This window comes from Exiguobacterium sp. s149, from assembly GCF_018618395.1.
GTDB classification, from domain to species: Bacteria; Bacillota; Bacilli; order Exiguobacteriales; family Exiguobacteriaceae; genus Exiguobacterium; species Exiguobacterium chiriqhucha.
This window is the reverse complement of the sequence record NZ_JACSLZ010000007.1, coordinates 35805-56182: the sequence shown is the minus strand read 5'-3', so window position 1 is coordinate 56182 and position 20378 is coordinate 35805. Positions and strand designations below refer to the sequence as shown.

The 20378-nt window shown below is 53.8% G+C and carries 22 protein-coding genes; 20 read left to right on the top strand and 2 right to left on the bottom strand.

The features are described 5' to 3' along the window. Positions 1 to 298: 298 nt before the first annotated feature. From KNP81_RS10895 to mnhG, 7 genes are read left to right on the top strand one after another with little or no spacing between them, the layout of a single operon-like run. Entirely contained in the window at positions 299 to 2728 is a 2430-nt protein-coding gene (locus KNP81_RS10895; protein WP_214719964.1) for a Na+/H+ antiporter subunit A, read from the top strand. Next, the gene (locus KNP81_RS10890; protein WP_214719963.1) at positions 2712 to 3149 is read left to right on the top strand and encodes a Na(+)/H(+) antiporter subunit B; all 438 of its coding nucleotides are present in this window, start codon (positions 2712 to 2714) and stop codon (positions 3147 to 3149) included. The genes KNP81_RS10895 and KNP81_RS10890 overlap by 17 nt, the downstream gene beginning before the upstream one ends. After that, complete coding sequence (locus KNP81_RS10885) at positions 3149 to 3490, top strand: Na(+)/H(+) antiporter subunit C (protein ID WP_214719962.1); 342 nt, start codon at positions 3149 to 3151, stop codon at positions 3488 to 3490. The genes KNP81_RS10890 and KNP81_RS10885 overlap by 1 nt, the downstream gene beginning before the upstream one ends. Beyond that, positions 3483 to 4964 (top strand): Na+/H+ antiporter subunit D, encoded by a 1482-nt coding sequence (locus KNP81_RS10880; RefSeq protein ID WP_021066826.1) that lies wholly within the window; start codon positions 3483 to 3485, stop codon positions 4962 to 4964. The genes KNP81_RS10885 and KNP81_RS10880 overlap by 8 nt, the downstream gene beginning before the upstream one ends. Positions 4965 to 4971: 7 nt before the next feature. Next, positions 4972 to 5451, top strand: coding sequence for a Na+/H+ antiporter subunit E (locus KNP81_RS10875; protein ID WP_214719961.1), 480 nt, complete (start codon positions 4972 to 4974; stop codon positions 5449 to 5451). Then, positions 5451 to 5741 (top strand): Na(+)/H(+) antiporter subunit F1, encoded by a 291-nt coding sequence (locus KNP81_RS10870; protein WP_214719960.1) that lies wholly within the window; start codon positions 5451 to 5453, stop codon positions 5739 to 5741. The genes KNP81_RS10875 and KNP81_RS10870 overlap by 1 nt, the downstream gene beginning before the upstream one ends. Continuing rightward, positions 5719 to 6078, top strand: coding sequence for a monovalent cation/H(+) antiporter subunit G (gene mnhG, locus KNP81_RS10865; protein ID WP_214719959.1), 360 nt, complete (start codon positions 5719 to 5721; stop codon positions 6076 to 6078). The genes KNP81_RS10870 and mnhG overlap by 23 nt, the downstream gene beginning before the upstream one ends. 36 nt (positions 6079 to 6114) lie before the next feature. Here the strand turns inward: mnhG and KNP81_RS10860 are convergent, their stop codons facing one another. Further along, the gene (locus KNP81_RS10860; protein WP_214719958.1) at positions 6115 to 7428 is read right to left on the bottom strand and encodes a dihydrolipoyl dehydrogenase family protein; all 1314 of its coding nucleotides are present in this window, start codon (positions 7426 to 7428) and stop codon (positions 6115 to 6117) included. A 72-nt stretch (positions 7429 to 7500) separates the two neighbouring features. On the opposite strand from KNP81_RS10860, the gene uvrC reads away from it, so the two are divergent. Together uvrC and KNP81_RS10850 are read left to right on the top strand one after the other, a co-directional pair. Continuing rightward, positions 7501 to 9285 (top strand): excinuclease ABC subunit UvrC, encoded by a 1785-nt coding sequence (uvrC, locus tag KNP81_RS10855; protein ID WP_214719957.1) that lies wholly within the window; start codon positions 7501 to 7503, stop codon positions 9283 to 9285. Further along, positions 9282 to 10088 (top strand): aminoglycoside adenylyltransferase domain-containing protein, encoded by an 807-nt coding sequence (locus KNP81_RS10850; RefSeq protein WP_214719956.1) that lies wholly within the window; start codon positions 9282 to 9284, stop codon positions 10086 to 10088. The genes uvrC and KNP81_RS10850 overlap by 4 nt, the downstream gene beginning before the upstream one ends. Positions 10089 to 10135: 47 nt before the next feature. Here the strand turns inward: KNP81_RS10850 and KNP81_RS10845 are convergent, their stop codons facing one another. Beyond that, positions 10136 to 10528: a YslB family protein gene (locus tag KNP81_RS10845; RefSeq protein ID WP_235045180.1), complete on the bottom strand. Its 393-nt coding sequence runs from the start codon at positions 10526 to 10528 to the stop codon at positions 10136 to 10138. Between the two features lie 223 nt (positions 10529 to 10751). Between KNP81_RS10845 and KNP81_RS10840 the strand changes: the two genes are divergently transcribed. The 11 genes from KNP81_RS10840 (at position 10752) to tig (ending at position 20322) form a co-directional block, all read left to right on the top strand. Then, complete coding sequence (locus KNP81_RS10840; protein WP_021066834.1) at positions 10752 to 11369, top strand: succinate dehydrogenase cytochrome b558 subunit; 618 nt, start codon at positions 10752 to 10754, stop codon at positions 11367 to 11369. Between the two features lie 15 nt (positions 11370 to 11384). Continuing rightward, on the top strand, positions 11385 to 13142 hold the full coding sequence (sdhA, locus tag KNP81_RS10835; RefSeq protein ID WP_214719955.1) for a succinate dehydrogenase flavoprotein subunit: 1758 nt from the start codon (positions 11385 to 11387) through the stop codon (positions 13140 to 13142). Continuing rightward, a complete protein-coding gene (gene sdhB / locus KNP81_RS10830; RefSeq protein ID WP_214719954.1) occupies positions 13139 to 13939 on the top strand; it encodes a succinate dehydrogenase iron-sulfur subunit in 801 nt (266 codons plus the stop codon). The genes sdhA and sdhB overlap by 4 nt, the downstream gene beginning before the upstream one ends. 9 nt (positions 13940 to 13948) lie before the next feature. After that, positions 13949 to 14389: an acyl-CoA thioesterase gene (locus KNP81_RS10825; protein WP_029595860.1), complete on the top strand. Its 441-nt coding sequence runs from the start codon at positions 13949 to 13951 to the stop codon at positions 14387 to 14389. Between the two features lie 71 nt (positions 14390 to 14460). Continuing rightward, the gene (locus KNP81_RS10820; protein ID WP_021066838.1) at positions 14461 to 14724 is read left to right on the top strand and encodes a phosphocarrier protein HPr; all 264 of its coding nucleotides are present in this window, start codon (positions 14461 to 14463) and stop codon (positions 14722 to 14724) included. A 116-nt stretch (positions 14725 to 14840) separates the two neighbouring features. Then, positions 14841 to 15647, top strand: a complete 807-nt coding sequence (gene racE / locus KNP81_RS10815; RefSeq protein ID WP_285222555.1) for a glutamate racemase — start codon at positions 14841 to 14843, stop codon at positions 15645 to 15647. Further along, positions 15640 to 16389: a ribonuclease PH gene (gene rph / locus KNP81_RS10810; RefSeq protein WP_214719953.1), complete on the top strand. Its 750-nt coding sequence runs from the start codon at positions 15640 to 15642 to the stop codon at positions 16387 to 16389. The genes racE and rph overlap by 8 nt, the downstream gene beginning before the upstream one ends. Then, positions 16386 to 16976: an XTP/dITP diphosphatase gene (locus KNP81_RS10805; RefSeq protein ID WP_214719952.1), complete on the top strand. Its 591-nt coding sequence runs from the start codon at positions 16386 to 16388 to the stop codon at positions 16974 to 16976. Before rph ends, KNP81_RS10805 begins: the two co-directional genes overlap by 4 nt. A 5-nt stretch (positions 16977 to 16981) precedes the next feature. Beyond that, complete coding sequence (locus tag KNP81_RS10800) at positions 16982 to 17494, top strand: metallophosphoesterase family protein (RefSeq protein WP_214719951.1); 513 nt, start codon at positions 16982 to 16984, stop codon at positions 17492 to 17494. Positions 17495 to 18035: 541 nt separating this feature from the next. Then, the gene (locus tag KNP81_RS10795) at positions 18036 to 18941 is read left to right on the top strand and encodes a hypothetical protein (RefSeq protein WP_214719950.1); all 906 of its coding nucleotides are present in this window, start codon (positions 18036 to 18038) and stop codon (positions 18939 to 18941) included. A gap of 88 nt (positions 18942 to 19029) precedes the next feature. Then, positions 19030 to 20322: a trigger factor gene (gene tig, locus KNP81_RS10790; RefSeq protein ID WP_021066844.1), complete on the top strand. Its 1293-nt coding sequence runs from the start codon at positions 19030 to 19032 to the stop codon at positions 20320 to 20322. Positions 20323 to 20378 lie beyond the last annotated feature (56 nt).

Here is a 20378-nt window from a genome sequence, read left to right as displayed (position 1 = left end):
CGCATGGAATAACAACGGTTAAGGTTCGGTACGGATTAAGAGCGAGAATTCGGAAAAATCACCCGCTGAAAACGCATACATATAGAGTGCGATTCTAATTTTTTTTCGTCGCTTTTTGTCGACTCCCTTCATATTTAACAGTTCGGGAATTTTTGAGGAGACCGGAAAACGCGGCAAGGTTTTATCATGGAAACAGACTGAAAATTTACGCTATACTCATGAAGAAGACGTGATGGCGTCAAATGACCTTAATAATTAAGCCATCGTTCGTAAGACTCTGTTCGAAGGAGGAATTTTCTTGTCGGTGTTACATTTAGCTATCTTATTGCCGCTTCTCGCGGCACCGTTCATCCCGTTCTTGTTCCGGGCGCTGAAGCGAATCCACACGGGTTGGTTCGTCTTAATCGTTCCGGTCGTCCTATTCGTGTACTTCTTCCGCTTCATCGGAATCACGAGCGCGGGAGACGTCGTGACGGAAACGGTCGAATGGATGCCATCGCTCGGCATCAACTTCACGGCCTACGTGGACGGGCTCGGACTATTGTTTGCCCTCCTAATTACAGGGATTGGGGCGCTCGTCGTCCTGTATTCGATTTATTACTTGAATAAAGACAAAGAGTCGCTCGGTCACTTTTATGTGTATCTGCTCTTGTTCATGGGCGCGATGCTCGGTGTCGTCCTCTCGGACAACATGGTCGTCATGTACATGTTCTGGGAACTCACGTCGATTTCGTCGTTCCTGTTGATCGGGTACTGGTACGAGAAAGAGCGCTCGCGTTACGGCGCGCGTAAATCGATGCTGATCACCGTGTTCGGTGGGCTGTCGATGCTCGGGGGGATTGTGATTCTCGAGTCGATCGTCGGTTCGTTCAGCATCCGCGAGATGGTCGCCAATCAGGCGGTGATTGCAGACAGCCCGTTCTTTATCGCGGCGATGATTCTCATCTTGCTCGGCGCCTTCACGAAGTCGGCGCAATTCCCGTTCCACATCTGGTTGCCGGACGCGATGGAAGCACCGACCCCGGTCAGTGCGTACCTCCACTCGGCGACGATGGTCAAGGCCGGTCTCTATCTCGTCGCACGGATGAGTCCGGTATTCCAAGAGTCACCGATTTGGCTCTGGACAATCGCCGCGGTCGGGACGTTCACCTTGTTCTGGGGATCGTTCAACGCGGTCAAACAGACCGATTTGAAAGGGATTCTCGCCTTCTCGACGGTCAGTCAGCTCGGTCTGATTATGTCGCTCCTCGGGCTCGGTGCTGCGGCGCTACATTATGACGGGATGGATGACAACATCTATATGGTCGCGACAATCGCGGCAATCTTCCACTTGATTAACCATGCGACGTTCAAAGGTTCGCTGTTCATGATGGTCGGAATCGTCGACCACGAGACGGGGACGCGTGACATTCGCAAACTCGGCGGTCTCATGACCGTCATGCCAATCACGTTCACGATCGCCGTCATCGGTTCATTGTCGATGGCAGGGTTACCGCCGTTCAACGGCTTCCTCAGTAAAGAGATGTTCTTGAAGGCGACGACGAAAGTGTTCTCGATGGACTTCTTCGCGCTCGATACAATCGGCATCTTGATTCCAGTCGTCGCGTTCATCGCAAGTGTGTTCACGTTCATCTACAGCTTGATCATCTTCACACGGACGTTCATGGGCAAAGCCCAGTTCGACAAGTTGCCGAAACAGCCGCACGAGGCACCGATCGGGATGCTCATCCCGCCAATGATTCTCGCCATCCTCGTCGTCGTGCTCGGTTTCGTGCCGAACGTCTTATCGAACTCGCTCATCAAACCGGCCGTCGAATCGATTTATCCGACGCTCGTCGCGAGCGGACAAGAGGTCAAAGTCGACATCTACTTCTGGCACGGATTGACGCCTGAACTGTTCATGACGATCGGTGTCATCTTGCTTGGGACGCTCATGTTCTACACGATTAACAAGTGGATGGGCATCTATAACCGGATCCCACACCGCTTGACGCTCAACGGCATGTATGACGGGACGCTCGTCTGGTCGAACAAGGCGGCGTACCGCTTCAAAGATAACTATATGACGGGCTTCATCCGCTCGTACTTGGTTTACATCTTCTTGTTCTTGTCAGGCATGATGTTGTTCTCGATGTATTGGTTCGATTTATTCAACTTCTCGTTCGGCGAGATGGAACCGGTCGCGCCGTATGAATACGTCCTCGGGGCCGTCATCATCTTGGCGGCGCTCGCGATCACGTTCATGCGCTCGCGTCTCCCGTCAATCATCTTGCTCGGTGTCGTCGGGTATTCGGTCGCGTTGTTCTTCGTCTTTTTCAATGCACCGGACCTCGCGTTGACGCAGCTCGTCATCGAGACGGTATCGGTCGCGTTGTTCTTGCTCGTCTTCTACCATATGCCGGAAATCAGCAAGAAAGAAGTGCGCGTCAAATTCAAAATCGAGAATGCAATCGTCTCGATAGTCGTCGGGGTGACGGTCATGCTCCTCAGCTTCATGGCGCTATCGAACCGTTCCCTGTCGTCGATCTCCGAGTATTATAAAGAAAACGTCTATGATTTGGCAGCCGGGAAAAACATGGTCAACGTCGTCCTTGTTGACTTCCGTGGCTTTGATACGTTGTTCGAGATCGTCGTCCTTGCCATCGCGGCCATCGGGATTTACACGATGATCAAATTCAGAACGACAGAACGTACGAAAGGAGCACGTGAACATGAACCGAAAAAATGATCAAGTCAATGACGTCATCTTACAGACGGCCGCGGTGATCATCTTCTTCATCATCATCGTGTTCTCGGTTAACCTCTTCTTCGCCGGGCACTACTCGCCGGGCGGAGGGTTCATCGGTGGTTTGATGACGGCCGCGGCGCTCGTGTTGCTGTTGCTCGCCTTCGATTCGAAGACGCTCGCCAACGTGCTCCCGTTCGATTATCGCAAGATGACGGCGCTCGGTCTCGCCATCGCGTTACTGACGTCGCTGCACAGCATCTTCTGGGACCGTCCGTTCCTGACGCATGCGTACGATAAGTTCGACTTGCCGCTTCTAGGCGAACAGACGCTTCACACGGCGATCGCCTTCGACCTCGGCGTCTATCTTGTGGTCATCGGTGTGACGATGACGATCATTCAAACGATTGGAGAGAGTGAATAATGGAAATTTTCGTTAGCATCATCATCGGTGTCTTGACGATGAGCGCTGTCTATATGATTCTCTCAAAGAGTTTGTTGCGCATCATCATCGGCACCGGCCTGCTCAGTCACGCCGCCCACTTGCTCGTCTTGACGATGGGTGGGTTGAAGACCGGAGCGCCACCAGTCCTCGTCGACGGGGTGACGGAATATACCGATCCGCTCCCGCAAGCGCTCGTCTTGACGGCTATCGTCATCAGCTTCGGGGTGACCGCGTTCTTCCTAGTGCTCGCGTATCGGGCCTATCAAGAACTGAATACGGATAATATTGAGGAAATGAAAGGAACGGAATCGAATGATTAACTTACCGATCTTTCCGATTGTCATCCCGGCGCTTGCGGCCATCATTCTCCTCTTCGCGCCGAAGCAGATTCGTCTGCAACGCGGAGTGGCACTCGGGGCTTTACTTGTAACGTTTGCAGTGACGGTGCTGCTGATCTTCACCGTGTCACAGGACGGCATCTTGACCGTCAACTTAGGAAACTGGCCAGCACCGTTCGGGATCACGCTCGTCTCGGACATGCTGTCGGCATTGCTCGTCGCCACGTCGACGTTGATCGTCTTCTTCATCGTCTGGTTCGCGACCCATTACTTCTCGGACGCGTATGAGTCGAACTACGTCTACGTCGCGATGCTGTTCCTCCTCGTCGGGGTGAACGGTGCCTTCACGACAGGCGATATCTTCAACTTGTTCGTCTTCTTCGAAGTGTTCCTCATCTCGTCATACGTGTTGATCGTCCTCGGCGGGAAAGGGGTCCAACTTCGCGAGTCAATTAAGTACTTGCTCGTGAACGTCATCGCCTCGGCGTTGTTCGTCATGGCGGTCGCGCTACTTTACGGAACGGTCGGCACGCTCAGCTTGGCTGACCTCGCGCAAAAGATTCCGCTCGTCGAGAATCAATCCGTTCTCGTCGTGATCGGGGTATTGTTCATGATTGTCTTCGGTTTAAAGGGTGCACTCGTACCGTTACACTACTGGCTCCCGGGCTCGTATGTCGTGGCACCGACGCCAATCCTCGCTATGTTCGGGGCACTTCTGACGAAAGTCGGGGTATACTCGATTTTGCGGACATACACGCTCCTGTTTGATGTCGGGTCGTTCACGCAGAACTTCTTGATTATTCTCGCCGTGTTGACGATTGTCATCGGGATGATCGGCGCCATCGCCTATAATGACGTCAAATTGATCATCATCTACAACATCATGATCGCGGTCGGCGTGATTCTCTATGGGATTGCGCTCAACACGCAGACTTCGCTCGAAGGGGCGCTTTACTACTTGATTCATGACATGTTGATCAAGGCAGCCCTGTTCATGCTCGTCGGCATGATGATCGGCATCACCAAGTCTGGTCAGTTACGCGACATGGGTGGCTTGATTACCCGGTTCCCGCTGTTCGGCTGGACGTTCTTCATTGCCGCCTTGTCGCTCGCCGGGATTCCGCCGCTTAGCGGATTCTTCGGGAAACTGTTAATCGTTCAAGGTGGGGTCGCCGAGGGCAGCCTGTTCGGACCGCTCCTCATCTTGCTGTCGAGTTTGTTCGTCCTCTTCTCCGTCATCAAAATCTTCTTGTACGGATTCTGGGGAGAAGAGAAGCGTGCCTACGACGGTCCGCTCGTTCCGCACATGAAGAAACTCATCGTGCCGACGTTCTTGCTCGTCGCCGTCGCCGTGGCTTACGGCTTTGGCGCCGAGGCGATGCATCCGTTCATTACCCAGGCAATTGAACCGCTCGTGCAACCCGAAATCTATATCGATGCCGTGATTAAGGAGTGATTTAGAGATGGCTTACCAACTACTCATCAACTTTTTCCTGGCGTTCATTTGGATGTTCTTCACGGGTACGTTCACGACGAGCGGATTCATCATCGGCTGTTTGCTCGGATTACTCGTCATCTTCATGATGCGCCGCTTCTTCAAGAATACGGATTTCTATTTCATCCGCGTCTTGAAACTGCTTAAACTGTTCTTGATTTTCTGTCGGGAGCTCATCCTCGCCAACGTCGAGGTGCTCCGGCTCGTCCTCAGCCCGAAACTGAAAATTAAACCAGGCATCTTCCGGTACCATACCGAGCTCGATGCCGGGTGGAAGGTCAGTTGCCTGTCGATGCTCATCACGCTGACACCAGGTACGCTCGTCGTTCAAGTGTCGGACGACAATAAGACGCTCTATATCCACGCGCTCCATATGCCGGATAAAGAGTCACTCAGACGCGATATTTACGACAACTTTGAGACGAAGATTAAGGAGGCGACCAGCTAATGTTAGATATCATCATTTACGTGGCGCTCGCCATCCTCGTGCTCGCCATGCTCGGAATGTTGTATCGGGTCATCAAAGGACCGACGACGGCTGACCGTGTCATCGCGCTCGATTCGATCGGAATCGGCTTGATCTCCGTCGTCTCGCTGTTGTCGATTCTGCTCGACACGACGATGTTCTTCGAAGTCATCCTCTTGCTCGGGATTTTAGCCTTTATCGGAACGGTGGCGTTCTCGAAATTCCTCGAGAAAGGAGAGATTATCCAACATGACCGCAACAATGATTTATGACATTTTAACCGGTGTCTTCGCGATCATCGGAGTATTCTTCACCGTCGTCGCGGCCATCGGTCTCATCCGGCTGCCGGACATCTACTCGCGGGCCCATGCGGCCTCGAAGAGCGCGACGCTCGGCGTCATGTTCGTCTTGTTCGCGGCGCTCCTGCACGTCTGGGTCGACCAGCGCATCTTTGACGCACGACTCCTGCTCGGTTTGTTCTTCGTCTTGTTGACGGCTCCGGTCGGTGGACACTTGATCGCTCGGGCGGCTCACGCTCAAGGGGTAAAGCTCTGGGACAAATCGCTCCAGGACGCCTTGCAAGAAGATAAGGATAAAGGAATCGAATGACGAAAGGCTCTTCCATCGCACGATGGAAGAGCCTTTTTAGATGATGTACGAGATATCGGACGCGGACGTCGGATACGCGAACTCCAAGTGTTTGACGTGTTGATGGGTCATATTGTTTTGTATAATGAATGAGAACAGGTTGATCAGTTCCGGCGCGTGTTGCCCAATCAAGTGGGCGCCGAGCACATGACCGTCCTTGCTTAACAAGATGCGGGAGAACGCCGTCGTGTCGTTGATCCGCTCATACGTGAGGAAATGGGACAAGTCGTTGTCTTTACATTCATAGTCGATGCCTTGCGCCTTGGCCTCATCGACCGTCAGCCCGACCTTGGCAATCGGTGGTGTCGTGAAGACGACCGTCGGGGCGGGACGCTCGGGGAGCGGACGCGTGTTGTTGCGGAGCAGGTTGAGCGCGGCGATGCGACCTTCCTGTCCGGCGAACGGGGTGAGGGCCGGGTTGCGGCTCTTGGCGACGTCTCCGGCCGCATAGACGTTCGGATTCGTCGTCTGGAGAAACTCGTTAACCAAGACGCCGCCGTGGTCGGACTCGATGCCGGCCGCATCCAAGCGAAGTCGCTCGATGCTCGGAATCCGCCCGGTGGCGTTAAGCACTAGCCCTTCAAGGGTAGAGTCATCTGATAGCGTCACGACGTCGCCATTGATGTCGACCGGCTCGATTCCGTAACGGACATCGATCCCGATTTGCATCGTCTCATCGACGAGCCGTTTGACGACTTTACGGTCGAACGACTTCAACGCCCGCGACCGGACGAGGAGCGTCACGTCAAATCCGAACCGGCGCAGAATATGGGCGAATTCGAAGGCGATATAACCGGCTCCGGCGATGATGACGTGATGCGGTAATACCTCAAGGTCGAAGACGTCGTTGCTCGTGATGGCAGTGTCTCCGCCGGAGATGTCGAGTGGACGCGGGATTTGCCCCGATGCAATCAAGAATTGATGCGCCGAGATTTCATGTCCTTCGATGACGATTGAGTCTTCGTCGATGAAATGTGGTTCACCTTCGAACAAATCGATGCCGTGTTCTTGCCAATGATGCATCTTCGTCGTCGGGACGGCAAAGCGGTATTCGTCGACACGATGTTTGAAGGCGTGCCAGTCGAGCTTCAGTTCGCCGGTCACACCGAGCGGTTTCATCCGTTCGGCCCGGGCAATCAGCTCGGCTCCTTCCGCGAGCATTTTTTTCGGGTCACACCCGCGCTGCGGGCACGTCCCGCCGAACGTCCAATTCTCGACAATCGCAATTTGTTTACCGGCGTCACGTAACACGCTGGCGGCTTGGCTCGCTGCCGAGCCGCTGCCGATGATGATGACATCGTACCGTTTCATTCCAAAACCCTCCCTCTGAGACTTCATCAATTTTTTCCCGTCTGGAAGGAACCTAAACTGAGGTGATTGAATTTGAGTCATTCTGACCACATTAAACATAAATTGGCGCTCCTCCCGGACGAGCCCGGCTGTTACTTGCATAAGAACGAGTACGGGGAAATCATTTACGTTGGGAAAGCGAAAAATCTGAAGAACCGGGTCCGGTCGTATTTCACCGGGGCGCACGACATCAAGACGATGCGCCTTGTGGCCGAGATTCGCGATTTCGAATATATCGTCACGGCGAGCGAGCTCGAGGCGCTCCTGCTCGAGATGACGCTCATCAAAAAGCACGACCCGAAATACAACATCCGTCTCAAAGACGACAAGTCGTACCCGTACATCAAAATCACGAACGAGCCGTACCCGCGGTTGCTCACGACGCGGAAGCTGAAGCGGGACGGCGGCTTCTATTTCGGCCCGTATCCGAACGCCTATGCCGCCAACGAGACGAAGCGGTTGCTCGACAAGTTGTATCCGCTCCGGAAATGCCAACCGATGCCGCGCAAGCTCTGTCTGTATTACCACATCGGCCAGTGCCTCGGACCGTGTGAGCTTGCCATCGACACGGACGAGCAAAAAGAGATCGTCCAAGAGATTCGACGCTTCTTGAACGGGGAGACGAGCGAGACGCTCGCCAAACTTCAAGTCGACATGGGACAGGCTGCCGAAGACATGCAGTTCGAACGCGCGGCCGAGCTCCGTGACCAAATCCGGGCCGTCGAATCGATTATGAACAAACAGAACATGATCACGGCCGACCCGACAGCACGCGACGTCTTTGGCTACACACTCGACCGCGGCTGGATGTGCGTCCAAGTGTTCTATATGCGAGGCGGCAAGATGATCGAGCGCGACGTGTCCCTGTTCCCGCTCCATGGGGAACCGTCCGAGGAGCTCGAGAGTTTCATCGTCCAGTTCTACGAGCAGAACGTATTGCCGAAGGAAGTGCTCGTTCCCGAGATCGTCCGCATCGAGCTGTTGAACGAGGCGATCGGCACGAAAGTGATGCAGCCGAAACGGGGGGCGAAGCGACAGTTGCTCGACCTGGCGACGAAAAATGCAGGCATCGCCTTGAACGAGAAGTTCGAGTTGCTCGCCCGCGACGAAGAGCGGACGCTCCTCGCGATGCGTGAACTCGGTGAGGCGATTGGTATCCCGAACTTGTCGCGCGTCGACATCATCGACAACGCCAACATCCAAGGGGCGGACGCCGTCTCGGCGCTCGTCGTCTTCGAGGATGGCAAGCCGCTCAAGAAGGAATATCGCAAGTACAAGATTCGTACCGTCCAAGGACCGGACGACTATGAGACGATGCGAGAGGTCGTGCGCCGTCGGTTCCGCCGTCTGTTGACGGAAGAGAAACGTCTGCCGGACCTGCTGTTGATTGACGGGGGCATCGGGCAATTGAACGCCGCCCTCGACGTGCTACAAAACGAGTTCGGGCTCGACTTGCCCGTCGGCTCGTTGAAGAAAGATGACCGTCACCGGACGAGCCAGCTCTTGTTCGGGGAAGGCGGCGGGGTCGTCGAATTGAACTCACGTTCGAGCGCGTTCTACTTGCTCCAACGTATGCAAGACGAGGTCCACCGCTTCGCCATCACGTTCCACCGCAGCCTGCGGACGAAGAAGATGACGAAGTCGGTGCTCGACGATATACCGGGCGTCGGACCGAAGCGGCGTCAGCAGTTGATCCGTCATTTCGGGTCGATGAAGCAGATCCGTCTCGCCTCGCTCGAACAGTTGAAAGAAGCGGGTCTGCCGGAGAAGTTGGCCGAGACCGTAATCCAATACGTCCATGAGGAGACCGATGAATGAACCGAGACGCGTTAGCCGATTTTCCAGACGAGACATCCCCTTTTATTGAACAGTTCGTGCGTGACCTTGCGGACGTGACCGACGCGATTCAACATGCGTACGTGCACGGATCTGTGACGATGGGAGGCTTTCATCCGAGACAGAGTGACGTCGATTTACTGTTCGTGAGCGACCGAGACCTGTCGGACGAGGAGCGGATCGGTTTGATGCGACTGTGCCTGGCGACATCGGCGCAGCCTTATCCGCTCGAGTTGACCGTGATGACGGAACGAGCGTTACAAGAATGGGTCCATCCGAGTCCGTTCGAGTTTCATTATAGTGAGCAGTGGCGCTCGCGGTTGGAGGAAGCGACAATCGACGAGTTGCTCCGTGAGCAACAAGGTATGACGGATCCGGATGTGGCCGCCCATCTTAAAATCATCATGGAGCGGGGCTGTGTCTTGTTCGGGACTCCGATGCATGAGTTGTTGGTCGGGTTTGAGGATGGACATTACCGAGAAGCAATCAAGGACGACGCATTGGATTGCCTGAGCTCGCTTGATAACCATCCCGTGTACAGCGTATTGAACCTCGTGCGGGTGATGGCCTACGAGACGGATAGACGTGTGCTCGCCAAACGAGAAGTGCTCGAGTGGGCGAAGCGACAATCGATTCCGACTGATCTCCTGCATGTCATTCAAAAAGCGGCAGCGGCGTATGCGGGTGAAGACAGTACGTTCTCAAGGTCGGAACTCATCGACTTTTATATCTTCGCCAATGAGCGCCTCTTCCCGTATGAAGGTATGAATGAGTCGGAATACTAAAGCAAACAAAAAGAGCCGATGCGATCAAAATTCGCATCAGCTCTTTTTCATTCGTACGTATCTTTTCGGTCTAGTTGGACGGTGATGTGGACGGCCTTGCGCGTCACGTCGGCGTAGCCTTCGGCGACACATTGGAAACGACCCGCAATCTGTTCGGCTAAAAAACCAGCCTCGAGCTGGAAGTAGCCAGTTGCCTTTTCTTGGGTCGCGGGTGGGGGCGTGAGCTCGAACAAGAATTTATTTCCTTTTTCTTTCAACAGCGTCAAATCTCCCCAGCCGGCCTCACTAAAGAAGGCGCTCAGTTCCTCATTGGGCATGACCGGGAACTTGCGTGCGACCCGTTTACCCGACCAATAGATGACTTGGGCGTAATCGTCCCCAAGCAAATCCGTCAACACATAATCGCGCAACAGTTCGATCGCGAAAGTGGGTTGGCTCATCGTTTCCATCTTCTTCCATCACTCCAATCTCTCTATACCATTATAACGACGAATCGGCTTTTGGTCACCGGGTATTTTGCAAAAGAATGTGTCACAAATCGGTCAGGTTGTCTTGTCATACAAAATTCACAAGAGTAGAATAGGAGACAGAAAGCTATATTTACATTTGAAAACGCTTTTATTTACAAAACGAGCCAAGGGCTCGTACAAAGGGGGAACTAGAATGGCTTCGCAGCGTGACTATTTCAGTCGTAAAGTCCATTCGCTACTTGGGGTCATCCCAATCGGCCTGTTTTTGATCGTCCACTTGTCGGTCAACTACTATATCGTCGATGGGGTGGAGTCGTTTAACAAGGCAGCAAAATTCATGGAGAGCTTACCGTACTTGTACTTCCTTGAAGTCACCATCATCGCTTTGCCGATGATTTTCCACGGCGTGTATGGCGTGTATTATGCGTTTCTCGGTTCGATTAACACGAACCGTTACTCATACGCCCGTAACTGGATGTACATGCTCCAACGCTTCACGGGCGTCTTCCTCGTCATCTTCATCGCTTGGCACGTTTGGGAAACGCGCTTGGCGAAGTTACGTGGCGTTGAAGTGAATGCGGAGATGATGCAAAACATCGTCGACAATCCGCTCATGCTTATCTTCTACATAGTCGGGATCCTCTCGGCTACGTTCCACTTCGCGAACGGTCTCTGGTCGTTTGCCATCACGTGGGGGATCACACAGTCGCCTCGTTCACAGCGCTTCATGAGCTACGTCTCAGGCGCGGTCTTCTTGGCACTATCTTTTGTCGGCATCCGTTCAATCTTGACGTTCGCTGGCATCTTGTAATAGGGGGAAAAGTTCATGGCAAATCAAAGTTTGATCGTCATCGGTGGCGGTCTAGCTGGACTCATGGCGACAATCAAGTCGGCTGAGATGGGTGTTCCGGTAAAACTATTCTCGCTTGTACCGGTCAAGCGTTCACATTCAGTTTGTGCACAAGGCGGCATCAACGGTGCCGTCAACACGAAAGGGGAAGGGGATTCTCCTTGGCAACACTTTGATGATACGGTCTATGGGGGCGACTTCCTCGCCAACCAACCGCCAGTCCAAAAGATGGCGGAAGCGGCACCGAAAATCATCCACATGTTCGACCGGATGGGCGTCATGTTCAACCGGACGCCAGAAGGTCTTCTCGACTTCCGACGTTTCGGCGGCACGCTCCATCACCGCACGGCTTACGCCGGTGCGACGACAGGGCAACAGCTACTTTACGCGCTAGACGAGCAGGTCCGTCGCTATGAGGCGCAAGGGCTCGTCGAGAAGTATGAAGGCTGGGAGTTCCTCCGGGCCATCATCGACGAATCAGGCGTCTGCCGTGGTGCGGTCTGTCAGGATTTACGCTCGATGGAAATTAAAGCGTTCCCATCGGATGCGGTCATTCTTGCGACAGGCGGCCCAGGCGTCATCTTCGGTAAATCGACGAACTCGGTCATCAACACCGGACAAGCGGCTGGAGCGGTTTACCGTCAAGGCGCGGTCTACGCGAACGGCGAGTTCATCCAAATCCACCCGACGGCGATCCCAGGGGACGATAAGCTTCGTCTCATGAGTGAGTCAGCACGTGGTGAAGGCGGACGTGTATGGACGTATAAAGACGGCAAGCCATGGTACTTCCTTGAAGAAAAGTATCCGGCCTACGGAAACCTCGTGCCGCGTGATATCGCGACGCGTGAGATCTTCGACGTCTGTGTCAACCAGAAGCTCGGCGTCAACGGCGAGAACATGGTGTACCTCGACTTGTCGCATAAAGACTCGAAAGAGCTCGACATCAAACTCGGCGGTATCCTCGAGATTTACGAGAAGTTCGTCGGCGACGACCCGCGGAAAGTCCCGATGAAGATTTTCCCGGCCGTTCACTATTCGATGGGCGGACTTTGGGTTGATTACGACCAGATGACGAACATCCCAGGGCTATTCGCTGCCGGTGAGTGCGATTACTCGATGCACGGTGCCAACCGTCTCGGTGCCAACTCGCTCCTCTCGGCCGTATACGGCGGGATGGAAGCCGGTCCTGCGGCCGTTCATTACATGCGCGGTCTCGACCAAGCGACAGAGAGCGTGCCAGAAGCACTCTTCAACTTCAACGAACGTGAAGAAATCGAGCGGTTCAACGACATCCTCGCGATGGACGGTACGGAAAACGCGTATCAAATCCACCGTGAGCTCGGCGAACTCATGACCGACAACGTCACGGTCGTTCGTTACAACGATAAACTCGAAGCGACGGACCTCAAACTCCGTGAACTTCGTGAACGCTATAACAACATCTCCGCGACCGATACGGCCCGCTGGAGCAACCAAGGGGCATCGTTCATCCGACAGCTCGACCACATGCTTGACCTCGCACGCGTCATCACACTTGGCGCCTTGAAACGCGACGAGAGCCGTGGAGCTCATTACAAACCGGACTTCCCGGAACGTGATGACGAGCGCTTCATGAAGACGACGATGGCACGTTACGACAATGGGGAAGTCGATATCTCGTTTGAAGAGATCGACGTTTCGTTAATCCCGCCACGTAAACGGGATTACTCGAAGAAAGGGGCGAAGACGAAATGACGACGCCGATGCAAGCAGATCAAAAAGACATTCGTTTTATCATTGAACGCCAGGACGGGCCGGATCAACCGACCTATACGGAAGAGTTTACCGTCCCGTACCGTCCGAATATGAACGTCATCTCGGCACTGATGGAAATCCGCCGAAACCCGGTCAACGCGAATGGGGATAAGACGACACCAATCAACTGGGACATGAACTGTCTCGAGGAAGTGTGTGGCGCCTGTTCGATGATCATCAACGGCAAGCCGCGCCAATCGTGTACGGCACTCGTCGATAAACTCGAGCAGCCAATCCATCTGTCACCGATGAAGACGTTCCCGGTCGTCCGTGACCTTCAAGTCGACCGTCAACGCATGTTCGACGCGTTGAAAAAAGTGAAGGCGTGGGTCCCAATCGATGGAACGTACGACCTCGGACCAGGACCACGGATGCCAGAGAACAAGCGTCAATGGGCGTATGAACTATCGAAATGTATGACGTGCGGTGTCTGCCTTGAGGCATGCCCGAACGTCAACGACAAATCGAACTTCATCGGACCGGCTGCCATCTCGCAAGTCCGTCTCTTCAACTCGCATCCAACTGGCGCCTTCCACGCGGAAGACCGTTTGGAAGCGCTTATGGAAGACGGTGGCCTCGCACAGTGCGGAAACGCACAAAACTGTGTCGAAGTTTGTCCGAAAGGCATTCCGCTCACGACGTCAATCGCTGCGATGAACCGTCAGACGACGCTTCACTCGTTCAAATCGTTCTTCGGTAGCGACAAAGGCCGCACCGGTTCTGCGGTCGAGGCGTAAGGGTTACGGATGACGAAGTACTTCCGGGAAGCCGATTGGGAAACACGTGTCAGAGCAGGGGTCGCGCTAGACGTCAAAGTCCGATTTTCGGAGTGCGACCCGTACGGCCACATGAATAACACGATTCCGTTCATCTATTTCGAGGATGCGCGAATTGAGTTGCTTGAAGCGACAGGGTTCTCGTTGAAAGATGGGTTCGTCGTCGTCGCGGATGCCCAGTGCGACTATGTCCGCCAGGTGATGCCGCGCCAATCGATCAAGGTGTATGCCAATGTCTTGACGGTCGGAAACACTTCATGTGATATTCATTACGGGGCATATGACGGAGAACAGCTCATGTTCGCGGGGCGCACGAGCCTCGTGCACTTGTCGAAATCGGGTCGTCCGACCGAATGGACTCCAGAATATAAAAACCGCTTGCAGAATTTTTGCGAATCCGCTATCATTTGATAATGAGTTCACAAACAATTATTTTGCAGGTCCGCCTGTAGAATTGAAATTTGAAGGGAGACTATCACGTCATGGAAAAAACGTTCACAGTCGTTGCAGATTCAGGAATTCACGCTCGTCCAGCTACACAGTTGGTTAACACAGCTTCTAAGTTCCAATCAGATATCAACCTTGAGTACAACGGTAAAACAGTAAACCTCAAGTCGATCATGGGTGTTCTTTCACTCGGAATCGCAAAAGATTCTACAATCAAAATCACTGCAGCTGGTGACGATGCAGAAGAAGCGGTTAACACGCTTTCTGACATGCTCACAAGCGAAGGTCTTGCTCAGTAATTGAGCGACGGACGAGGCGGCCAATCGGCTACCTCGTCTTTTTTGTTTGTCACGAGACCGTTTCTTTTTCAGAATCGGCTTTTTTGGTAAGATAGATGGGAATGGAAGTGATGATCATGAAACGAGCGATTGGAGTACTCGATTCAGGAGTTGGCGGCTTGACGGTGGTCAAAGAACTGATGCGCCAACTACCGAAAGAAGAAATTATCTATATCGGCGACACGGAACGGTGCCCGTATGGCCCGCGCCCGCACGATGAGATTGAAGCCTATACGTGGGAACTGATCGAGTTCCTATTAAGCAAGAACGTGAAGATGATCGTCATCGCCTGTAACACGGCGACAGCGGTCGTCTTGAAAGAAGCGCGCAAACGCCTCAACATCCCGGTCATCGGTGTCATCGACCCGGGAGCCCGCGCGGCCGTCAAAGGGACGCGCAATAAACATATCGGCGTCATCGGTACGAAGATGACGATTGAGAGCAACTCCTACGAGACGGCACTCCGGCACGTGGCCGGCGAGATTGATGTGTATTCGCTCGCCTGTCCGCCGTTCGTCCCGCTCGTCGAAGCCGGCGAACTCGACGGGGAACGCGTCCGTACGATCGTCGCCGAGACGATTCGGCCGCTCCAATCTTCCGAGATGGATACGCTCATCCTCGGCTGCACGCACTATCCGTTGCTCGCTCCGGTCATTCAAGACGTCGTCGGACCGGACGTCCATTTGATTTCGTCAGGTGACGAGACGGCGCTCGAAGTGGCGGCCATCCTTGATTTCAAAGAGCTCGAGAACGACCTCGACACGGTCCCGGCGCACCAGTTTTATGCGACGGGGGACGTCGTCATCTTTGACCGGCTCGCGACAGAGTGGCTCGGTCAGCCCGTGAGAGCGGAGAAAGTAGAGGTGTCCGGTGTCGATGCGTAACGAACGAAACCAGGACGAGCTCCGGCCCGTCGAAATCGTTCCTCATGTGAACAAGCATGCGGAAGGATCGGTCCTCATCTCGATCGGGGACACGAAAGTTATCTGTACGGCGACGGTCGAAGAACGCGTCCCGAACTTTTTGCGCGGCAAGAAGCAAGGCTGGATCAACGCCGAGTATTCCATGCTTCCGCGCGCGACCGGCAACCGCACCGTACGTGAATCGGTCCGCGGCAAACAGTCGGGCCGGACGATGGAGATTCAGCGTCTCATTTCCCGCTCGCTCCGTTCGGTCGTCGATTTGGAACGGCTCGGCGAACGGACGATTTGGATTGACTGTGACGTCATCCAAGCGGACGGGGGCACGCGCACGGCCTCGATCACTGGCGGTTTCTGTGCCCTCGTCCTCGCGGTCGACGCGCTCATCCGTCAAGGCAAGCTCGATGACACGCCGATTAAAGAAGGCGTCGCGGCTATCTCGGTCGGACGGACCGACGAATTGCTCCTTGACTTGAACTACGAAGAAGACGCCGCGGCCGAGGTCGACATGAACGTCGTCATGACGGCGAGCGGACGCTTCGTCGAAGTACAAGGGACGGGGGAAGAAGCAACGTTCACGTTGCTCGAGATGAACGAGATGCTCCAGATGGCCCAAAGCGGAATCGAGACCCTGTTCAAAGCGGCCGAAGACGCACTCGGCGCCTCATGGTGGTATGTCGGGGAACAATTGGAGGAGACAACATGAAGTTGATTATTGCGACACATAACGCAGGAAAAGTGAAAGAGTTGGAGGCGATGTTGACGCCGCTCGGCTTCGAGGTCGAATCATTGCTCGATTATCCGGACGCACCGGAGACGGACGAGACGGGCACGACGTTCGAAGCGAACGCCGAACTGAAGGCGACGGAGGCGGCGCGCTACTTCGGCCATGCCGTCCTCGCCGACGATTCGGGGCTTGAAGTCGACGCGCTCGACGGGGCACCGGGTGTCCATTCGGCCCGCTTCGCCGGACCGAAAAAATCGGACGAGGCGAACAACGCGCTCTTGCTCGAAAAGTTGAACGGCGCGACGGACCGGACGGCACGCTTTATCTGTGCCCTCTGCCTGGCCAAACCAACGGGAGAGACGTTGACGGTACGCGGTACGATCGAAGGGACGATCGGCTACGCACCGCACGGGGAGAACGGTTTCGGTTATGACCCGCTCTTCATCGTCCCGTCGCTCCATAAAACGGCAGCCGAACTCGAACGCGACGAAAAGGCGGCGGTCAGTCACCGCGGTCAAGCACTACGAAAGTTAGAGGCAGAAATCATTCCGTTCATGAAAGGGTGACCCGTATGCGTTTTCTCGTAGTCAGTGACAGTCACGGATTGACCGAAGAACTATCGATCATCTTCAATCGGCACGAACAAGAAATCGACGATGCGTATCATTGTGGCGACTCGCAACTCGCGCTCGTCGACGAGCATCTGCTCCCGTATCACACGGTGCGCGGCAATTGCGATTTCGGTGGCGACTTGCCGCTCGAGCGAATCGAGGAGACGGCCGAAGGCACGATTCTCATCGTCCATGGCCATCATCACGACGTGAAGTACGACTTGAACCGGTTGCGTTACCGGGCCGAAGAGGTCGGGGCGAACGTCGTCTTGTTCGGCCACTCGCACGTCGCCGGGGCGTTGATTGAGGACGGGGTGCTCTATGTGAACCCGGGTTCGATTCGGATGCCGCGCGGGCGGAGTGACAAGACGTATGTACTGATGGATCTCGAGAACGGACAGGCTAACGTCCGCTTTTATCGGTCTGAGGATGGTTCAGCCGTCGAGGATCTCGATGTGAGCGGAAAGCTGTGACGGAATGAAAAGAAGGAATTGACAGCAAACCATTTTTCTATTATAGTTTTCTTGTCAATGTCCCAATAGCTCAGCTGGATAGAGCAACGCCCTTCAAGACAAATAGGAGCCTTTATAGGGAAACAGAAACCTATAGAGTGGACGACACTATATCGGTGAAGCCTTAACAGATTATGCTGATGGTAATACCGAGGAAACTTATTTCCTTTCGGGGACAAGATGGTTCGAAGGACTAAAGGTCATTCTTTAGAGGTAGAGCCATTGAAGGAGCAGTTTGCTCGTGAGGTTCCGTAGAGACTACACGTGTCGCACCTGAAATGGTGAAGATATAGTCCAGACTACAAACAACACACGTTGGTGGCGAAAGCCATGGTGGTAAGCTAAGGCGTCGGTCGGGGGTTCGAATCCCTCTTGGGACACTTCCATTTAAAATAGAGATAGCCTCCACGGAGGTTGTCTCTTTTTTCGTTTTTCGGGGTATTGATTGACAACGAATCGATTCCTAACGGAAGATGGAGATGAATGGAAAGGGTGTGGAGAGATGGCAAAAGAGAAAGCGTACCCGTTTCCTGGGAACTGGTCGCGGCTTCAGAAGATGATTCAAGAGGCGGACACGGCCGGAGAACGGCAACGGGTCGAACCGATTCTGTGGGATTGGTATGAGGCAGTGCCCGGTGATCCCTTTGTTTTCATGGAACTATTCCAATGTCTGATGGAACGACCGGAAGAACCGGAGACGCTTGAGAAACTCGAAGAACTCGTCACGACTCAGATGACGGTCGCAGAAGAACCTGCAGCCGGCGGGCTTCAAATCGCCCAGTATTACATCATGCGTGACCAACCGTTCGAGGCGGCCCATTGGATCAATCGCTATCTCGAATGGCAAGAGAAGACCGATCACGTCAACACGCAAGCGCATCAAGTGTTGCAAGTGTTGAAGTTGACCGAGTTCCCGGCGGCAATCGCCAAAGTGAAGCGGATCCTGAATCGTGGCGGAATCGGTGAACAAATCGAGACGCTCGAACACGTCCATTTCAACATCGACGACGTCCTCGACAACGTCTTGAAAGAACTTCTCGTCGCCGACCGCCCAAAATTGATGAAGTTGATCGTGCTTCAAAAAGCGTTCGACGAGTTGCCGGTCATCGAATGGACCGATCTCGGGACACGGCACCGATTGACGCAAGACGAGGCGACCGTGCATACGCAAGCGTGGGAAGCGATGACCAATCAATTGCAGCGGGTCGTGTACGGTGACGAGATTGCGACACAACTGCTTATGAATTACATGTACACGCACTACCCGTTCACACCGCGAGAAGCGTCTGACGTGGAGGCGGCGCTCGGACAGGCGAAAACGGCCATCTTGCAACACGAGGAAACTGATGGCCTAGCAGCGGAAATCCTCGAGGCGGACATGCGTTTCACCGAGGCGTTTCTAGACTAAATCCTTGTGTGCAGTCGCCGGATTTATGCTATAATACGGATTGTTGTACATTCTTGTACGTATAAACGAATTGTTGGAGGGACTTAGCATGACAGCAAAATGGGAAAAAACATCAGGTAGCCAAGGCGTACTCACGTACGAAGCACCTGCAGAAGCTTTTGATAAAGCAGTCGACGCCGCATTCAAAGATGTCGTCAAAACTTTGAACGTGCCTGGCTTCCGTAAAGGGAAATTGCCACGCCCAATGTTCAACAAAATGTACGGAGAAGAAGCACTCTATCAAGATGCGCTCGATATCCTCTACCGTGACACAGTTCAAGGTGCGGTCGAAGAAGCTGGTTTCGAACCAATCGCTCTCGAAAACATCGATGTAGACGGCACGCTCGAAAAAGGCAAACCTGTAACTTTCAAAGTAACGTTCGTCGTTGAGCCAGAAGCTGAGCTTGGCGAATACAAAGGTCTCGAGTACGAAGCTGTGGAAACAACAGTCACTGACGAAGAAGTTGCAGCTGAACTTGACGCGCTTCAACAGCAAGGCGCAGAGCTTGCTGTTAAAGAAGGCGCAATCGAAAACGGCGATACAGCTGTCTTTGATTTCGCAGGTTTCGCTGACGGAGAGCAATTCGAAGGCGGCACGGCTGAAAACTACACGCTCGAAATCGGTTCAGGCCAATTCATCCCTGGATTCGAAGAGCAAATGGTCGGCTTGACGGCTGGCGAAGAAAAAGACGTTGAAGTAACATTCCCTGAAGAGTACCACGCTGACAACTTGGCGGGTAAACCAGCGACATTCAAAGTCAAACTTCACGAAGTCAAAGCGAAGCAAGTTCCTGAGCTCGACGACGAGTTCGCAAAAGACATCGACGAGTCAGTTTCATCACTCGACGAGTTGAAAGCGAAAATCCGTGAGCGTTTAGAAACTGCGAAGAAACAAGAAGCGGAAGGCACAATGCGCGACCAACTGGTCGAGCAAGCAACAGCTAACGCAACAATCGACGTACCTGCAGTACTCGTTGACCAAGAAGTAGATCGCATGGTTCAAGAGTTCGGCACACGTGTTTCTTCACAAGGAATCGACCTCGACATGTACTTCCAGCTTACTGGAACGACTGAAGAAGCGATGCGCGAAGAGATGAAAGAGCAAGCTGAAGAGCGCGTTAAAGCTCGTCTCGTCTTGAAAGCAATCGCTGAGAAAGAAGCGATCGAAGTGTCTGACGAAGATGCTGAGAAAGAACTCGAAGAAATGTCTAAACTTTACAACATCGCACCGGATCAACTCCGCACGATGCTCGCTCCACAAGGCGGAATCGAGACACTTAAAGGTGATCTCAAATTCCGCAAAGCGATCGACGTTCTCGTTGAAAACGGGAAAGCGAAGTAATCGGATGACAGAAGGACGGCTGCCTAGCAGTCGTCCTTTTTTTCGTCACGACACTT